Annotated in this window: 13 protein-coding genes and 1 pseudogene; 7 read left to right on the top strand and 7 right to left on the bottom strand. The window is 66.2% G+C overall.

The genetic code is table 11. The annotated features are described in order from the left end of the window. The 4 genes and pseudogenes from AC5RVB_RS03925 to AC5RVB_RS03910 form a co-directional block, all read right to left on the bottom strand. A pseudogene (locus AC5RVB_RS03925) lies at positions 1–651 on the bottom strand (hypothetical protein); the annotation flags it as partial. Next, entirely contained in the window at positions 648–1019 is a 372-nt protein-coding gene (locus AC5RVB_RS03920) for a DoxX family protein (RefSeq protein WP_227905710.1), read from the bottom strand. The gene AC5RVB_RS03920 and the pseudogene AC5RVB_RS03925, both read right to left, overlap by 4 nt. Positions 1020–1175: 156 nt before the next feature. After that, positions 1176–2201 carry a LacI family DNA-binding transcriptional regulator gene (locus AC5RVB_RS03915; RefSeq protein WP_494142013.1) on the bottom strand — a complete coding sequence of 342 codons (1026 nt, stop codon included), beginning with the start codon at positions 2199–2201 and terminating at the stop codon, positions 1176–1178. A 37-nt stretch (positions 2202–2238) separates the two neighbouring features. After that, positions 2239–3939, bottom strand: a complete 1701-nt coding sequence (locus AC5RVB_RS03910; protein ID WP_494142012.1) for a glycoside hydrolase family 13 protein — start codon at positions 3937–3939, stop codon at positions 2239–2241. Positions 3940–4231: 292 nt separating this feature from the next. On the opposite strand from AC5RVB_RS03910, the gene AC5RVB_RS03905 reads away from it, so the two are divergent. From AC5RVB_RS03905 to AC5RVB_RS03895, 3 genes are all read left to right on the top strand, one after another. After that, positions 4232–5524: a sugar ABC transporter substrate-binding protein gene (locus tag AC5RVB_RS03905; protein ID WP_227905723.1), complete on the top strand. Its 1293-nt coding sequence runs from the start codon at positions 4232–4234 to the stop codon at positions 5522–5524. A 111-nt stretch (positions 5525–5635) separates the two neighbouring features. Then, a complete protein-coding gene (locus AC5RVB_RS03900; protein WP_494142011.1) occupies positions 5636–7252 on the top strand; it encodes an ABC transporter permease subunit in 1617 nt (538 codons plus the stop codon). Next, positions 7249–8172 carry a sugar ABC transporter permease gene (locus AC5RVB_RS03895; RefSeq protein WP_227905729.1) on the top strand — a complete coding sequence of 308 codons (924 nt, stop codon included), beginning with the start codon at positions 7249–7251 and terminating at the stop codon, positions 8170–8172. The genes AC5RVB_RS03900 and AC5RVB_RS03895 overlap by 4 nt, the downstream gene beginning before the upstream one ends. A 4-nt stretch (positions 8173–8176) precedes the next feature. Here the strand turns inward: AC5RVB_RS03895 and AC5RVB_RS03890 are convergent, their stop codons facing one another. Beyond that, positions 8177–9121, bottom strand: coding sequence for an aldo/keto reductase (locus AC5RVB_RS03890; RefSeq protein ID WP_494142010.1), 945 nt, complete (start codon positions 9119–9121; stop codon positions 8177–8179). A gap of 202 nt (positions 9122–9323) precedes the next feature. Between AC5RVB_RS03890 and AC5RVB_RS03885 the strand changes: the two genes are divergently transcribed. The 4 genes from AC5RVB_RS03885 to AC5RVB_RS03870 all read left to right on the top strand — a co-directional run bounded on the left by AC5RVB_RS03885 (position 9324) and on the right by AC5RVB_RS03870 (position 15010). Beyond that, positions 9324–10286 (top strand): CHAD domain-containing protein, encoded by a 963-nt coding sequence (locus tag AC5RVB_RS03885; RefSeq protein ID WP_494142009.1) that lies wholly within the window; start codon positions 9324–9326, stop codon positions 10284–10286. Positions 10287–10311: 25 nt separating this feature from the next. After that, entirely contained in the window at positions 10312–11880 is a 1569-nt protein-coding gene (locus AC5RVB_RS03880; protein ID WP_494142008.1) for an MFS transporter, read from the top strand. Positions 11881–12022: 142 nt separating this feature from the next. After that, a complete protein-coding gene (locus tag AC5RVB_RS03875; protein WP_494142007.1) occupies positions 12023–13096 on the top strand; it encodes a lipid II:glycine glycyltransferase FemX in 1074 nt (357 codons plus the stop codon). 315 nt (positions 13097–13411) lie between these two features. Then, positions 13412–15010, top strand: coding sequence for a threonine/serine exporter family protein (locus AC5RVB_RS03870; RefSeq protein WP_494142006.1), 1599 nt, complete (start codon positions 13412–13414; stop codon positions 15008–15010). Positions 15011–15097: 87 nt separating this feature from the next. Here the strand turns inward: AC5RVB_RS03870 and AC5RVB_RS03865 are convergent, their stop codons facing one another. Both AC5RVB_RS03865 and AC5RVB_RS03860 read right to left on the bottom strand, forming a co-directional pair. Next, on the bottom strand, positions 15098–15964 hold the full coding sequence (locus AC5RVB_RS03865; RefSeq protein WP_494142005.1) for a siderophore-interacting protein: 867 nt from the start codon (positions 15962–15964) through the stop codon (positions 15098–15100). Between the two features lie 30 nt (positions 15965–15994). Next, positions 15995–16783 carry a uracil-DNA glycosylase gene (locus tag AC5RVB_RS03860; protein WP_494142004.1) on the bottom strand — a complete coding sequence of 263 codons (789 nt, stop codon included), beginning with the start codon at positions 16781–16783 and terminating at the stop codon, positions 15995–15997. Positions 16784–16808 lie beyond the last annotated feature (25 nt).

Here is a 16808-nt window from a genome sequence, read left to right as displayed (position 1 = left end):
CCGCGCCGCGGCGCTGTCGGTTACGGCGCTCTTTCCGGGTGTGCCCTGGCCCGATGTGCCGGCGTCCGGTCCGCGTCCCCGGCCGGGACGGAACCCCTCTCCGTGCTTCACCGAGCCTGCATCCGCGACCGCGTCCTGGAGCTCCACCTCCTCCCAGCCGCTGGCCTGGAGCGACCGGACGAGCTGACCGCTGGCCACGACGTCGGACGCAGCCGCATCGGCCATCGCAGCCCACAGCGTCTGTTCCGCTTCGGCCGCGATGCCTTCGCTGACCGGGTGGTCCAGCTCGGCGGCCAGCTCGCGGGCATCCCGGATAATCGCCCGCAGCAGCCGCTGGCGTTCAACGCTGAGCCTGCGCAGCTGCTTCTGGTCCAGATCCTCCTGTGCCTCGCGCAGCGCCGCCCCGAGTTCCAGGACGCCGTCGAGTTCCTCCCTACGCCGGTGGGCCAGCAGGTTTACCAGCCACGCAGCCATGGACGGTTTCGGCAGCCGCTTGATCCGTTGGGCGAGGTCTTTGTTGCCATCACGTCCTGCCGCAGCGGACCTGGCATTCCGGGCCGCCGTGAAATCCGAGGGCAGCAGTGCGTAAAGCTCTGCGATAACTTCGCCCAGCCCCGGAGTTTCCTGCGGATGCTTCGCAGGCGACGTCACCCGAAGACTCCGAACCGTCCCAGCGCCACCAGCAGGGACAGGACCATGAGGATTGCCGCCAGCGCTATGCGGTTCCGTTCCCCGCGGCGCATATGGACAAAGATGGCCAGCGCCATCAGCACGGTCAGCCCTGAAGCGGCCAATGGCGTTAGTAGGGGAAGGGTCCCGGTTGCCTCGGGGACAACCAGCCCCACGGCAGCCAGTACTTCCAATATGCCGATGAGCTTTACGGTGGCCGGCGGGAAATCCTCCGGCCAGCGCAGGTTCTCGGCCAGCCGTTTATGGCGCTGGGTAATCTTCATAAAACCGACGCCGGCAAAAAGTAACGCCAGGACCAGCTGGACGAGCCATAGGACCAGAGACAGCATGGATGGGCGACTTTCTCGGTAAAAGGTCAGGGGCGGCGCAGGAACCGCCGTGAAACCATAACAACCCAAGCATGGTCTGCAGCCGGGGAACTGCGCAATAACGGGCGTGGCGCGGCCGCCGTGCCGCGGGCCCGTAAGGGGTGTCTGCGGCTGTCATCAGGCCCTCAGACTGCCGGGCACGGCCGTGCTGGAGCGCACCACAAACTCCGTGGGATAGAACCCCGATTCCCACAGCGGGTCCGTCGGTTCGTTCTGCATCAGTGCCAGGACCGCTGCCACCGCGGCGGCGCCCTGCCCAACGGGGTTCTGGCCAATGGTGGTGAGGCCGAAGACCTCACCCATATCGTGCCCGTCGATCCCGATCACTGAAAGATCCTCCGGGACCCGGAGCCCCAGTTCGCGGGCTGCGAGGATGGCACCCACGGCAATTTCATCCGCGGCGCAGAAAACCGCGGTGGGCCGCACATCCGGCCGGGCGAGGAGGGCCTTGGCGGCCCGGAACCCGCCGGCAACCGAGAACTCGGCACTGGAGATCCAGCTTGCCTCCGGAGTCAGCCCGGCGTCCCGCATAGCGGATTCGTAGCCGTTGCGCCGGGTGCCGCCGAGCTGGAAATCCCGTTCCAGCTCCTCCCCGCCGCCGATGTGCGCAATGCGGGTGTGCCCCAGGGAGATCAGATGCCGGGTGGCCAGGGAGGAGATACCGGCGTCATCCACCCGGATGGTGGTGGTGCCGGGCAGCGGGCCGCCGATGGCCACGATGGGCTTATCCACGGCCCGAAGCTGGGCCAATTCCTCCTCGGTCAGCCGCAGGGCGACCGTGATCACTGCATCCACCCGCTTGCGCCGGAGCATCTCAGTGAGCACGCTTTCCCGGTGGCCGGGCCCGTCGCTGGTGTTGTACAGCGTTAGGTCATAGCCTGCCTCGATCAGCGCCGAGGCAGCTCCTTCCAGCACCTGTGCAAAGTACCAGCGGCCGACGCTGGGCATCACCACTCCCACATTGCGGGTACGACCCGAGGCGAGGGAGGAGGCGTTGTAGGAAATGACAAAACCCAGTTCCTCGGCAGCACCGAGCACCCGCTGGCGCGTCGCTTCCGAAACGGCGCCGTTGCCGCTGAGCGCGCGGGAAACGGTCGCCGAGGAGACGCCGGCGCGGGCGGCTACCTCTTTGATTCCTGGCAAGGTTTCCCTCTTCTACTCTTTGCGGGCAGGGGTCAGCTTAGTCGAGTCGAACCCAGGCACTGTTGTCGGGAAGCAGGAAGCCGTCGTAGACAGCGCCGTTGCGGCTGCAGGCAATCAGCTCTCCCTGGGGCAGGGGAACGGCGTCGCTGCCCATGTTCATCAGGGCCGCGATGTTGCCATTGACGTAGGCAAGCACGCTGTCCGGGTATCCGGTGAGCCAGGCGAGGGAACCGTTGCCCAGGTCCAGCTTCCGGCGCAGATCCAGGGCCGTCCGGTAGAGGTTCAGTGTCGAATCGCGGTCCTGCCGCTGGACGTCCCGCGCCAGGTGCTGCCACTCCTCCGGCTGCGGGAGCCAGGAACCGCCGGCAGCACTGAAGCCGAGGGCGGGCGCCTCCGACGTCCAGGGGAGCGGAACCCGGCAGCCGTCCCGGCCCAGGCGTTCCCCGGCGGTGCGGTGGAAGGTGGGGTCCTGGCGGAACTCGTCCGGAAGCCGGGTGTGGTCCGGCAGTCCCAGTTCCTCGCCCTGGTAGAGGTAGACGCCGCCGGGCAGGCCCAGCATCAGCAGCGTGGCGGCGCGGGCCCGGGAGATACCCAGCCCGTGGTCCGGCTGCGGGTCGGCGGCTCCTATCCCGTCACCGGGCCGATCCTGATGCGTGGTGATACCAAAGCGGCTGACATGGCGGACGACGTCGTGGTTGGAGAGCACCCAGGTGGTGGGGGCGCCGACCTGGTCGAAGGCGCGCAGGGAGGACTCGATGACGTGGCGCAGTGCCGGGGCGTGCCAGGGGTGGTGCAGGTAGGCGAAGTTGAACGTCTGGTGCATCTCATCGGCGCGTACCCAGTCTGTGAGGCGTTCGATCGGGTCGATGGTCGCTTCGGCGCAGAGCACCCGGTCCCCGTCGTAGGAGTCCAGGATGTTCCGCCAGGACCGGTAGATGTCGTGGATGCCGGGCTGGCCGAACATGGGTGCTTCGGAGCCGGGGTAGCCCTCGGAGGAGGATCCGTCGGCGCGTCCGCCCCAGTCCGGCAGGCCGGTCTTTTTGATCAGGGCGTGGGCGACGTCCACGCGGAATCCGCCGACGCCGCGGTCCAGCCAGAAGCGCAGGATCCGTTCGAATTCGGCGTGCACGGCGGGGGAGTCCCAGTTGAAGTCGGGCTGGGAGGAGTCAAAGAGGTGCAGGTACCACTGTCCGGGGGTGCCGTCGGGTTCGGTGATGCGGGTCCAGGCCGGGCCGCCGAAGTGGGACTGCCAGTTGTTCGGCGGGGTGTCCCCGTTCTCGCCGGTGCCGTCGCGGAAGATGAACATGTCGCGTTCGGGGGAGCCGGGTCCTGCGGCCAGGGCTGCCTGGAAGAGGGGGTGGGCGTCGGAGCAGTGGTTGGGGACCAGGTCCACGATGACGCGGATGTGGTGGCGGGAGGCTTCGGCGATGAGGGCGTCGAAGTCCTCCAGGGTGCCGAAGATGGGGTCTACGGAGCAGTAGTCGGCGACGTCGTAGCCGGCGTCCTTTTGCGGGGAGCGGTAGAAGGGTGAGAGCCAGACGGCGTCGATGTCCAGTTCGGCCAGGGTGGCCAGTTCGGCGGTGATGCCCTGCAGGTCACCGATGCCGTCCCCGTTGAGGTCCCGGAAGGAGCGCGGGTAGATCTGGTAGATCACTGATGAGCGCCACCATTCACGGTCTCCGGAGGACGGATGAACGAGGGTGAGCGCCGAAGAATCGTCGAGTACAGAACTGAGCATGCCCACATCCTAGGGTGCTTTTCGGCAAAAACTGCAAACGCTTCCATTGCGTTTTCCCATGTGCCCCTTTTGGCCGCGTAAACCCCTCTGTAAGCGCCTTTCACGGCAGAAAATCCTCAGCATGCTGATGCATTCTCAGCGGCAAAAAAGCGGGTGTTGGACGGATTGTGTGCACGCGCTTACACTGACCTGTGTCGTAGCTCGCATCCGCAGTGCCCGGGCAGGGTCCCGTGCTTCTTCGCGGCAGCGATCATTTCCCCTTTACCGGGGTCCAAACAGAAGAGGTTCACCAATGAAGGTGCACACAACGGGTACGCCGGCCATCCGCCGCCGTACTTTTGCTCTCGGTGCCGTGTCGGTCACCGCTGCTCTTGTCCTCTCGGCCTGCGGAGGCGGCGACGCTGCCGACTCCGAGTCCGATGCCAAGGATCTTGCCTCGGGCGGAGCCACCACGCTGACCATGTGGGTGGACGCGGAACGCTCCCCGGCGCTGACCGACGTCACCGCCAAGTTCAAGGAAGATACCGGAATCGAAGTCAAGCTGGTCACCAAGGACTTCCAGCAGGTTTCGGATGACTTCATCACCCAGGTGCCCACCGGCAAGGGACCGGACCTGATTGTGGGTCCGCATGACTGGGTTGGAAAGTTTGTGCAGAACGGCGTGATTGCTCCGATCGAACTCGGTGACAATGCCGACAAGTTCCAGGAGACCGCCGTCCAGGCCATGACGTATGAAGGCAGCACCTACGGCGTTCCGTACTCGATTGAAAACATCGGTCTGCTGCGCAACGCGGACCTCGTGCCGGAACCTGCCGAGACCATGGACGAAGTGATCGCCAACGGCAAGCAGGCCGTCGCCGAGGGCAAGGCCGAGTTCCCGTTCCTGGTGGGCCTGGACCCCAAGCAGGGCGATCCGTACCACCTCTACCCGTTCCAGACTTCGCTCGGAGCACCCGTTTTCGGCACGGATGAGAGCGGCAGCTACGACGCCACCAAGCTCGAGCTGGGCAACCCGGGCGGCGCCGAGTTCGCGGCAAAGCTGAAGCAGTGGGGCGAGGCCGGCGACGGCATCCTCAACTCCAGCATCACGCCGGACATTGCCAAGGAAAAGTTCAGCGCCGGAGCGTCCCCGTACTTCCTGACCGGCCCCTGGAACGTTCCGGATGCCGAAGAAGCAGGCATCAACCTGGTAGTGGATCCGATCCCCACCGCCGGCCCGAACCCGGCCCAGCCCTTCGTGGGCGTCAACGGCTTCTTCATCAGCGCCAAGAGCCAGAACGCCCTGGCAGCCAACGAGTTTGCCCTCAACTACCTGAGCACCGAGGCAGTGCAGGACGAAATGTTCAAGGCCGGCGGACGGCCACCGGCCCTCACCGCGTCCTTCGACAAGGCCGCCTCTGATCCCGTCGTGGCAGCCTTTGGCGAGATCGGCATCAACGGCGTGCCGATGCCCGCGATTCCGGAAATGGAACAGGTCTGGGCGGATTGGGGCGGCACGGAGCTGGCCCTGATCAAGGGCCAGGGCGACCCTGCTGACTCCTGGGCCACCATGGTCTCCAACGTTCAGTCCAAGATCAGCAAGTAGGTAGGCGCGGGCCAACCTGCACTAACCGGCGGCGCAGAGCCGCCGTCCGGCGCGGACCGGGGCGCGGTGACATGCCGCGCCCCGGTTCGCCGCCCGTTCAAGGAGAACAAGATGGTTGATCAGCTGGATACGCCGGTGAACACAACCGGCCTCGGCGCCGGACGTGCACCGCGGCCCGGACGCGCGGCACGGAGCGATTCGCTGGGCGGCACACTGGCCAAGATTATTCTGCTCGGCATCACCGATGCCTTTGCCGTTTATGTGCTGATAGCGCTGTTCCTGAATGAAAAATGGGCGGTCCTGACCGTGGCAGCCCTGGTCACCCTGCTGATCAACTGGATCTACCTGCGGCGCGGAGGCCTGCCCGCCAAATACCTGGCCCCGGGTGTCCTTTTCCTGGCCGTATTCCAGGTTTTCGTGGTGGCCTACAGCGGGTATGTCGCCTTCACCAACTACGGCGACGGACACAACAGCACCAAGGCCGATGCCGTGTCGGCAATCCAGATGACCGCGCAGAAACGCGTGCCCGATTCCCCCTCCTACCGGATTACCGTGGTGGAAAAGGGCGGGACGCTGTCACTGCTGGCAACGGATCCGGACGGAACTGCCGAACTTGGCAGTGTGGATGAGCCCCTTGAGGAAGTCACTGCGGAGAAGGATGCCTCCGGCAAGGCCGTGGCCGTCGACGGGTATGAAACCCTGCAGTTCTCCGACCTGCTGCAGCGGCAGGACGAAATCCTGGCGCTCACCGTTCCGTTCTCCGAGGACCTGGACGACGGCACGCTCAAAACGTCCGACGGCGCGACGGCCTATGTCTTCAAACCGTCCCTCGTTTACGACGAGGCAGCCGGAACCTTTACCGACTCCGAGAACGGAAAGGTCTACTCCGACATCGGCGAAGGAGCCTTTGTAGCGGAAGACGGCGAGCGGCTGCCCACCGGTTGGAAGATCAACGTCGGGTTCGACAACTTTGCGCATGCCTTCAGCGACCCGGACCTCCGCGGCCCGCTGGTTGCCGTCATCATCTGGACCTTTACCTTCGCCGTGATGTCCGTGCTGCTGTGCTTCGGGCTGGGGCTGTTCCTGGCAGTTACCTTCAACCACGCCACCCTGCGCGGAAAGCGGATCTACCGAACCATCATGATCCTGCCCTACGCGTTTCCGGCGTTCCTTGCCGGGCTCGTCTGGTCCGGAATGATGAACCAGGACTTCGGGTTCATCAACAACACGTTCTTCGGCGGGGCCGACATTCCCTGGCTCAGCGACCCCTGGCTGGCCAAGGCAAGCGTGCTGTTGGTCAACACCTGGCTGGGGTTCCCCTACATGTTCCTGGTGTGCACCGGCGCCCTGCAGTCGCTGCCGGAGGAAGTCAACGAGGCCGCCCGTATGGACGGCGCCTCGGCCTGGCGCATTTTCCGCTCCATCAAACTGCCGCTGCTGCTGGTTTCGACGGCGCCGCTGCTGATTTCAACCTTCGCGTTCAACTTCAACAACTTCAATGTGATCTTTATGCTCACCGGCGGCGGGCCGCGCTTTGAGGATACGTCCATGGACATCGGCGCCACCGACCTGCTGATCACGCTTGTCTACAAGGTCGCCTTCGGGCAGGGCACCGGACGCGACTACGGCCTGGCCAGTGCGCTGGCCGTGCTGATCTTCATCATTGTGGCCATCATTTCCGCGATCAGTTTCCGGCAGACCAAGGCACTGGAAGAAGTGAACTCATGACAAACCTGCAGACGCTCCGCAAGTCACCGGCACGCCCCGCCGAGCCTGCGCCGGCGAAGCGCGCATCAGCCGGGGCATGGCTGAAGGAGAAGGGGTGGCGGCACCTGGTGGGCCTGGTGATTGGCGCCTTTGCGCTGCTGCCGCTGGTCTACGTGCTGTCCGCCGCCCTCAGCCCCACCGGAACGCTGGTTTCCACCAACGGGCTTTTCTCGACGGTCTCCCTCGATAACTTCTCCGCCCTGTTCTCCGACCCGCAGAAGCCGTTCGCCAAATGGTTCCTGAACACCCTCGTTATTGGACTGGTCACCAGCATTGGTACCGTCTTCCTCGGTGCCCTGGCTGCGTATTCCTTCTCCCGAATGCGCTTCCGGGGCCGGCGGATGGGCCTGCTGAGCCTGATGCTGCTGCAGATGTTCCCGCAGATGCTGGGCGTCGTCGCGATCTTCCTGTTGCTCAGCGGCATTTCCGACGTCGTTCCCTGGCTCGGCCTGGGCAGCCAGATCGGGCTGATCATGGTCTATCTGGGCGGCGCGCTGGGGGTAAACACGTACCTGATGTACGGGTTCTTTAACACGGTGCCGGTGTCCCTGGACGAAGCAGCACGGATTGACGGCGCAAGCCACATCCAGATCTTCTTCACCATCATCCTGCGCCTGGTCACTCCCATCCTGGCCATCGTCGGACTGCTGTCCTTCATCACGGCCACCGGCGAGTTCCTGATCGCCTCCATCGTGCTCAATGACCCGGATACCCAGACCCTCGCCGTCGGACTGTATTCCTTTGTGGGTGACAACCAGTCCCGGACCTGGGGAGTGTTCTCCGCCGGTGCGGTACTGGCGGCGCTGCCGGTGATGGCGCTGTTCCTGTTCCTGCAGCGCTACATCACCTCCGGGCTGATTGCCGGGTCGGTCAAGGGCTGAGCGGTCAGAAGCCAACCACGGGCCGGGGCCGGTAGGCCTCTTCAAGGACCGCGTATTCCTCCTCGGTGAACCGGATCTCGAGGGCCTTGATGTTCTCGTCCAGGTGGGCGGCGGCGGTGGCGCCGATCAGCGGGGCGGTGACCACCGGGTTGGCCAGGACCCAGGCCAGGGCCACCTGGGCACGGGTGGCGCCGAGTCCCTCGGCCACGTTGCCGACCGCGTCCACGATGCGGCGGTCGGTCTCCTCGTTGCCGCGATAGAGCTCATAACCCTGCTCATCGAAATCCTGACGGGCCGTCCGGGCGCCCCACGGGCGGGCCAGCCGGCCGCGGGCAAGCGGGGAATAGGGCAGGGCACCGATCCCGCGGTCCGCACACAGCGGCAGCATTTCCCGTTCCTCCTCCCGGTACAGGAGGTTGTAGTGATCCTGCATGGTGACAAAGGGAGCCCAGCCGTGCTGCTCCTGGAGGAACAGTGCCTTCGCGAACTGCCAGGCATACATCGACGAGGCGCCCAGATACCGCACCTTGCCGTCCCGGACCAGCTGGTCCAGGGTCTGAAGCGTCTCTTCCAGCGGGGTGTTCGCGTCCCAGCGGTGTACCTGGTACAGGTCGATGTAGTCCGTACCCAGCCGCCGCAGACTCTGTTCCACCTGCCAGATGATGTGTTTCCGGGACAGGCCCCACTCATTGGGCCCCGGGCCCATTTCGCCGTGGACCTTGGTGGCAATCACCACCTCGTCCCGGCGGCAGTATTCGGCGACGGCAGCACCCAGGATCTCCTCGCTGTGCCCGGCCGAGTAAACGTTGGCCGTATCGAAGAAATTGATGCCCAGCTCCACGGCGTGCCGCAGCAGGGACGTGGCCTCATCCTCGCGCAGAGTCCAGTTATGGGCGCCGCGGCCAGGGTCCCCGAAGCCCAGGCAGCCCAGCCCAATGGCAGAGACCATCGCTCCCGATCTGCCCAGTCTGGCGTACGTCATCGCAGTCATCGGCCAAGCCTCCGCCCAGATTGTCTCCGCGGTCCACTAACCGGTGATGCTACCCGTGACACCCCGGGCAGGATAGGCCCGGGGCCGCCTGGACAAAGGTAGGGCCCGGGGACGCCCGGGGGCTCCCTGATGCGGCCGCTGCAGTCCTATACTTGCCCACATGGTCACCCAAGCAGGTACCACACCCGGGGAACCCGGACCGGACACGGAACCCGCAAGGGGAGCCCCTGCCGGCAGGGAACCTGAACCTCCCACCGCCGACGGGCCGGTGGGCGCACTGCTGGTGCAGTACCTGCGCGGACAGTACCGGGAACTTCTGCACCACGAACCGCGGGTGCGCCGGAATGACGCGGACGGGGTGCACAAGATGCGGGTCGCTACCCGCCGGCTCCGTTCGGCACTCTCGAGTTACCGCTCCACGATGCAGCCCGAACCCGCGCGCTCGCTGCGCAGTGAACTGCGCTGGCTGGCGGGAGTCCTCGGCGAGGCCCGGGACGCCCAGGTGATGCGGCACCGGCTGAAGGAGCTGGTTGCCGGTGAGCCGGGGGACCTGGTGATGGGCCCGGTGAGCGCCCGGGTGGATGAAGAGCTGCTGCATGACTACCGCCAGGCCTACGGGCTTGTCATTGAGGCGCTGGACTCGGAACGGTATTTCCGCCTCCTGGACGGCGTGGAGGCGCTGGTGGACGGGCCGCCCTGGAACGGAACCGCAGAGGAGCCGGCCGGGACGGCGGCTGCCGCCATGATCCGCCGCGACCGCAAACGGCTTCACCGAAGGGTGCGGATGGCACGCGGACTCGCCGGCGAGGAACACGCAGAGGCACTGCACGAAGCACGCAAGGACGCCAAAAAACTGCGCTACGCGGCCGAGGTCTGGGAGGCTGTGCAGCCGGTGGAAGCCAAAGCCATGGTGGAGGCCGCGGAACACATCCAGAAGATCCTTGGGGAGCACCAGGACAGCGTCGTGACCCGGCAATACCTGCGCCGGATGGGCGCGTCGGCGTCCGCCGCAGGGGAAAACGGCTTCACCTACGGCCGGCTGCATGCACTGGAACAGGCGAACGCCGCGGCGGCGCGGGAGCGGTTTGCCCATGCCTGGAAAGGCTTCCCGTCCAGCCCCTGACCGGGCGGTACACGAAGGGATCAGGATGGACTCGCCATGGGCGCCGCTGCGGCGGCGGATGTTCCTTATCCTCTGGGTAGCGCAGTTGGGCTCCAATATCGGCACCTGGATGCAGACCGTGGGAGCGCAGTGGTTCCTGGTGGAGAACAGCGACAACCCGGCGCTGGTGTCCCTGGTCCAGACAGCCAACCTGGCCCCGTCCCTTTTGCTGGGCCTGGTTGCCGGGGTGCTGGCGGATGCGTTCAACCGGCGCCGGCTGATCCTCGGGGCAAATATTTTTGCCGCAGGTGCTGCGGCTACCCTCACCGTGGTGGCAGCCCTGGGATTGCTGAACCCCGATTCACTGCTGCTCTACACCTTCCTGATCGGCTGCGGAATGGCACTGAGCGCACCGGCCTGGCAGGCCATCACCCCGGCGCTGGTGCCGCGCAAAGAGGTCCAGGCCGCCGCGGCGCTGGGCAGCGTGGCGGTGAACACCGCCCGTGCGGTTGGCCCGGCCATCGCGGGGCTGCTGGTGGCCCTGATCGGCCCGGCGTTCGTTTTCGGGCTTAACGCCCTCTCCTTCATCGGCACGGCAACAGCCATTTATTTCTGGCGCGCACCGGCACAGGATTCAGCGGAGCGGGAGCACATGCGCGAGGCGCTCGCCGCAGGCATGCGCTATATCCGGGCGGCACCGCGGATCCGGCGGATCCTGCTGCGCAACGGGCTCTTTATGTTCCCGGCCAGCTCCCTGTTTGCGCTCCTGCCCATCGCCGTCAACGGACACCTGGGGCTCGGCTCCACCGGTTACGGACTGCTGCTCGGCGCACTGGGTGCCGGAGCCATCCTGGGGGTGCTGCTGCTGCCGTCGGCCCGGACGCTTTTCAGCGCCAACGCACTTCTGGGGATCAGTTCCGTGGTTTTCGCCGCGGGTGCCTTCGCCGCCGGTTACTGGCCGGCCTGGGCGGTTGCCCTGCTGCTGGTACCGGGCGGAATCGCCTGGATCTTTACCTTCTCCACGCTCAACGCCGCCATGCAGCTGACCCTGCCCGAGTGGGTGCGTGCCCGCGGGCTGTCCGTCTACCTCATGATCTCGGCCGGCTCGCAGGCCATCGGCGCCATGTTCTGGGGATCCGGGGCAACCGGCGCCGGCTACGCACCCACCCTCGCCTTTGCCGCCGTCGTACTCACCCTCTCCGGGGCCAGCGTGTTGGTGCTGCCGCTGCTGCCGGGAACCGGGAGACTGGACCGCAGTGTTGCCTCGGCGCCAAACCCTCATCTGGATGTTCCCGAGGAGCCGAAACCCGACGCCGGTCCGGTGACGGTCCTGATTTCCTACGATGTGCCGGCGGACCGCAGCGACGCCTTCCTCTTGGCGATGCATGAGGTACGCCTCACCCGGATGCGCACCGGAGCCACGGACTGGGAGCTGGTGCACTCCATCACCGAGGAGGAGCAGTTCCGGGAGATCTATGACGTGCCGACCTGGCGGGAATACCTGCGCCAGGAGCAGACCAGGACTACGGGGGAGGACCGCCGGGTCATCCGGGAGGCCTGGGACCTGACCGATGCCGAGCCCCGGGTGCGCTGGTTCCTGCCTGCACCGACCTGAGGTCCGGTCCCGGGGTTTCGGTTCGCCGGCAATGCAACGGATAGACTGGGAGCCGGTCCGAAGGCCGCTTCACAGGCGGCCGGTGCATGCGGGGTGGGTGCACCGAAAACGATGCAGTGAACAAACCATTAGTTGAGGTATTTTGCGAGATTTTAGTGCACGCCTGGCCACTGCCGAAGAGATCGACAACTGGGATAAACACGTGCTGGCGAACCCCGGGGGCGGCAACGTCCTGCAGTCGGCCTCCTTCGCCGAGGTGAAGTCCCACCACGGCTGGAATCCCGTCTACCTCGCCGTCACCGGACCCGATTACGTGACCTACACGCTCGCGATCGAGAAGAAAGTCCGCGGCCTGGGCAGCCTGTGGTACCTGATCAAGGGTCCCGACGTCGCGGCACCCGAAGACGTGCCGCTGGTGGTGAACGCGCTCGTCCGCTTTATCCGGGAGAACCGGCTGCGGGTCTTTGCGATCAAGGTGGAGCCGGACATTGTGGACAGCGAGGAGGTGCGGGCACTGTTCACCGGCGCCGGGTTCATCAAGACGTTCAACCTGCAGCCCAACGATTCAACGGCACTGCTGGATACCTCTCCGGACTCCGAGCAGCTGCTTAAGAACCTTTCCTCCCGCGGCCGCAACGCCGTCCGCCGGGCTATCCGCGAAGGCGCCGATGTGCGCCGGGTGGAACCCACGGAAGAGAACATGCGGACCATGTACCGGCTGATGGCCCATATTGAGGACCGTTCCGCCGCACGCCTGCGCTCCTATGAGTACTACCACCGCTTCTGGTCCAACTTCGTGGCCGCCGGACAGGGACGCTTCTACTTCGCGTTCGAGGACGGCGAGCCCACGGTGGGCGCGTTTGTGATCGCCTACGGAAACAAGGGCACCTATAAGGACGGCGGGTCCAAGCCGAAGCGCAGCCAGTACGGAGATTCGCACCTGGTCCAGTGGATGGCCATCAACGAACTCAAGGACGAGTGCGGCATCACCTCCTATGACTTCTGCGGCACCCCGCCGAGCGACCGGCTCAAGGACAAGAGCCATCCGCACCACGGACTGGGCCTGTTCAAGACCAGCTTCTCAAAGACGGTCACCGACTTTGTGGGTTGCTATGACTTTGTGGTGGACCCGGTCCGGTACCGGATCTGGAACACCATCGGCGAAAAGGTGGCCCGGCAGATTTACTGGCGCCGCCACCAGCAGCCGTTCTACTAAAACCAGCAGAGCACGAAACACAGGAACCGGGCGGAGCCCCGGGTCACCATGCGAAAGGGTGAGTCTTTGGAGAACACATCCGGTCCGGGCCGAGGCAGGCCCGGACCGAAGCCGGATTCGGCACCCAACCCGGACCCGGTTGCGGGGCTGATACCCGTAGTCAGCGTCCCGGCCGGGCGGGGAGCCCGGGCCGGGAAAGGGCCGGGCCCGGGAGCGGAATCCCGGGGACAGGGCGCAGCGGCAAAATCGCTGGGCGCTGCAGGGAAGGCGCCCGCCCCGCCGTCGACACCGCCGGGCCGCCAGCCCACCGGAGAGATGCCCACCGCCGCGCTGCGCAGCACCCGGCCCAAGCCGCCGCCCCCCACCACCTCGGTCATCCGGCCTGCCGGCGCCAAAGCGCTCAAGCCGGAGCGTGGACGAAAGGCGGCGGATCCCCGTGAAAAACGGCCCGCCCGCACACGGAAGACCGTTCCTTCGGGGATAGCTCCGGCCGGCTCCACGGCGGTCCGCACCGACCGGTCCTCGGCGGCAGCGCGGCGGATGCTGCGCCGGCTCGTCCAGGGTGAGAACCCGCCGACGCAGGCCATGTCCATTGTGGAGCGGCTGGCGGGCAGCCCGTACGCCAATCCGCTGGTGCGCTCGGGCACGGACGCCAACGCCCGCAAGACGTTGGACCTTGCCCTCAGCCTGGCTGAAACCATGTTCCGTTACGGTGCAGGTGCCCTGGAAGTGGAAACCGCCATCATCGCCGTGACCGCCGCATTCGGGCTTGAGAGCATCGAAGTGGACATCACCAACCAGTCGGTGCTGCTCAACTATTCACCCAAGGACCAGACCCCCATCACCGTCATGCGGGTGGTCCGCTCCTGGACCAACAACTATGCCGGTCTGGGCCTGGTGCACCAGCTGGTGACGGAGATTATCGACGGCGGGCTCAGCCGTGCCGAAGCGGCGAACCGGCTCAACGAGATCACGCACCGGCCCAAGCCCTTCCCGCGCTGGGCGGTGACCTTCTCTGCAGGCATCTTCGCTGCCGCGATTGTCGGCTTCATCGGCGGCGGTCCGCTGGCCTCGCTGGTGGGCTTCGCCGGAACGGTCATGGTCAGCCTGCTCCAGCGGGTGCTGGGCCGCTGGCGGGTGCCGGATTTCTTTACAACGGCGGCCAGCGGTTTTGTCGTCACGGCGATGGCGATGATCTTCTGGTCCATGGAAGTGCCAATCTCCCCGGGCATTGTGGTGGCCGGCGGGATCCTGCTGATGCTGCCCACCGGGCGGCTGGTCTCCGCGGTCCAGGATGCCATCAACGGGTTCCCGGTGACGGCCTCCGGCCGGTTCCTGTCCGCGTTCCTTACCTTCGGCGCGCTGGTGGCCGGGATCGCCGTGGCCCTGGTCATGGGGGCCCTGTTCGGGATGGCCCGGCTGGATGTCACGGATGTGGCCTCGTCCCAGTATTCCTTCCCGGTGACGCTGCTGCTGCTGGCCGTTGCCCTGGCCACCATCTGCATTGTGGAACAGTCCCCGCGTGCGCTGGTGCTGCCCACGGTCCTGATCGGCCTTGCCGGATTCCTGGTCTACCAGTTAGCCGAAGCCGGGGGAGTGGGGCCCCGGCTTACACCCGCCGTGTCCGCTATCTTCATCGGCATGGTGGCACGGATCGTGGCGCTGCGGATGGGTGCGCCGCAGCTGATCGTTGCGGTCCCGGCGGTGCTGTTCCTGTTCCCCGGACTGGCGATCTTCCGGTCCATGTACGGGCTGAGCATTGACGCCGAGGACATGTACGCGGGGGCGGTGGGGCTGTTCGACGCCCTGACCGTCATCCTGGCGATCTCCGGCGGCGTTGTCCTGGGCGATAACCTGGGGCGCCCCTTCACCCGCAACCTGAACGGCAACGACAGGCGCAACCGGCGCCGGTAATGGCCGCCGCGGAACGGTTCGGTGAACCGCAAAGGGCCGGGTCCGCTGTGCACTGCACGGCGGACCCGGCCCTTTGGCTATGCGTGACTAGAGGATCTTGCCCACTGGCGTGCGCTTTTCGGCCTGGAAGACGTCTTCGGTCCGCCCGGCAGCCCAATAACCGGAAAGGGATACCTGGGACCGTTCCAGGCCCCGGTGGCCAAAGAGTACATCCCGGAGGGACTTCATGGCCTCCCGCTCACCGTGGGCAAAGACCTGCACAGTACCTTCGCGCCACTGGACCGCAGCCACGGCATCCGTGAGAACGGTGCTCCGGCCCGCGGGAGCACCGTTGCGGTACAGCCAAGTCAGCTCAACACCGGCCGGCGCGCTGATCGGCTGGCGGTCAGCGGGACCCGCCACCTCAATGAGCGCCTGGCCGACGGCGTGTGCGGGCAGTGCCTCCAAAACGGTGGCCGCGGCCGGAAGCGCGGATTCGTCGGCGGCGAGCAGGTACCAGTCCGCCTCGGGGTCCGGGTTGAAAGCTCCGCCGGGACCGGAGAACGTCAGGGGCTCTCCGGGCTGTGCCGCAGCGGCCCAGGGACCGGCGAGCCCTTCGTCACCGTGCACCACAAAGTCAATGCTGATTTCCCGGGCGTCCAGGTCCACCCGCCGGATGGTGTAGGTGCGCGAAACGGGCCAGTGCTCACGTTCGCTCCGGGCCCGGATGGTCTCCAGATCCTCCGTGCCGTCCAGCGGACGTCCGTCAGGACCAAACCAGATCTTGCAGTAGGCGTCGGCGCAGCTGTTGGGCCGGAACCGGTCGAAGCCCGGCCCGCCTGCGGTGATCCTGACCATGTGTTCGCTGATCTGTTCGCGCCGAAGAACCTCAAGGGTCAGCAGGGGACGCTGCGGCCGGGACGTTGCCTCCCGGGGGCGTCCCGGCTCCTGCGGGGCGGACATTGCATCGGGCATGAGTGTTTCTCCTAGGGAAGGGCCTGCAAACTACCGTACCGTGCCCAGCTGCCAGTCCACCGGCCCCGCCCCCTGCCGGGCAAGCAGCTCATTGACCCGGCTGAACGGCCGGGAACCGAAGAATCCGCGGCTCGCTGACAAGGGACTGGGATGGGCGGATTCAACCGTAGGTGCCCCGTCGAGGAAGGGTTTGATGCTTTGGGCATCGCGCCCCCACAGCACGCCAACCAGCGGCAGCCGTGTGCCGTCAGGTCCGCGGCGGGCAGCCAGCGAACGCACGGCCAGTTCAGTGATTTCCTCCCACCCGCGGCGGCGGTGGGACCCGGCAGCGCCGGACCTGACGGTCAGCACCCGGTTCAGTAGCAGGACGCCCTGGTCCGCCCAGGCGCTGAGGTCACCGGACGGGGAAGGGGAGATGCCGAGGTCCGTCTGCAATTCGGTGAAAATGTTCTTCAGGCTCCGGGGCAATGGTCGAACGTCTGCACCCACGGAGAAGGAGAGTCCGACGGCGTGTCCGGGCGTGGGGTACGGGTCCTGGCCCAGGATCAGGACCTTGACCGAGGACATCGGGCGCTGGAACGCCCGCAGGACGTTCTCCGGCGCCGGAAGTATCTCATGGCCCAGGGCGCGGTCGGATTCCAGGCCGGCGGCAAGTTCATGGAATCTTTCCGTGAGCGGGCTTAGCGACTCCGCCCAGTCAGCTGCCATCAGGCCGGAGAGACCTGCCGGAGCGGCGAAGGGAATCGGAGCGCCGGGCGCAGCCGGAGCCGCGTAGGAGAACAGCGGGGGCTCGTTGATTGCGGGCTCGTTAGTGGTCACTGGTCCATCCTGTCATTGCCTGCGG

Source organism: Arthrobacter sp. Y3225209 (assembly GCF_059090685.1).
Note: the sequence above shows the minus strand (reverse complement) of the source record. Positions and strands in the feature narration are given on the sequence as shown.

Excerpts from the sequence above, each read along its gene's own strand:
- AC5RVB_RS03920 (WP_227905710.1), bottom strand. The coding sequence starts at position 1,019 with ATGCTGTCTCTGGTCCTATGGCTCGTCCAGCTGGTCCTGGCGTTACTT.
- AC5RVB_RS03910 (WP_494142012.1), bottom strand. The coding sequence starts at position 3,939 with ATGCTCAGTTCTGTACTCGACGATTCTTCGGCGCTCACCCTCGTTCAT.
- AC5RVB_RS03905 (WP_227905723.1), top strand. The coding sequence starts at position 4,232 with ATGAAGGTGCACACAACGGGTACGCCGGCCATCCGCCGCCGTACTTTT.
- AC5RVB_RS03900 (WP_494142011.1), top strand. The coding sequence starts at position 5,636 with ATGGTTGATCAGCTGGATACGCCGGTGAACACAACCGGCCTCGGCGCC.
- AC5RVB_RS03895 (WP_227905729.1), top strand. The coding sequence starts at position 7,249 with ATGACAAACCTGCAGACGCTCCGCAAGTCACCGGCACGCCCCGCCGAG.
- AC5RVB_RS03890 (WP_494142010.1), bottom strand. The coding sequence starts at position 9,121 with ATGGTCTCTGCCATTGGGCTGGGCTGCCTGGGCTTCGGGGACCCTGGC.
- AC5RVB_RS03885 (WP_494142009.1), top strand. The coding sequence starts at position 9,324 with ATGGTCACCCAAGCAGGTACCACACCCGGGGAACCCGGACCGGACACG.
- AC5RVB_RS03880 (WP_494142008.1), top strand. The coding sequence starts at position 10,312 with ATGGACTCGCCATGGGCGCCGCTGCGGCGGCGGATGTTCCTTATCCTC.
- AC5RVB_RS03870 (WP_494142006.1), top strand. The coding sequence starts at position 13,412 with ATGCCCACCGCCGCGCTGCGCAGCACCCGGCCCAAGCCGCCGCCCCCC.
- AC5RVB_RS03865 (WP_494142005.1), bottom strand. The coding sequence starts at position 15,964 with ATGCCCGATGCAATGTCCGCCCCGCAGGAGCCGGGACGCCCCCGGGAG.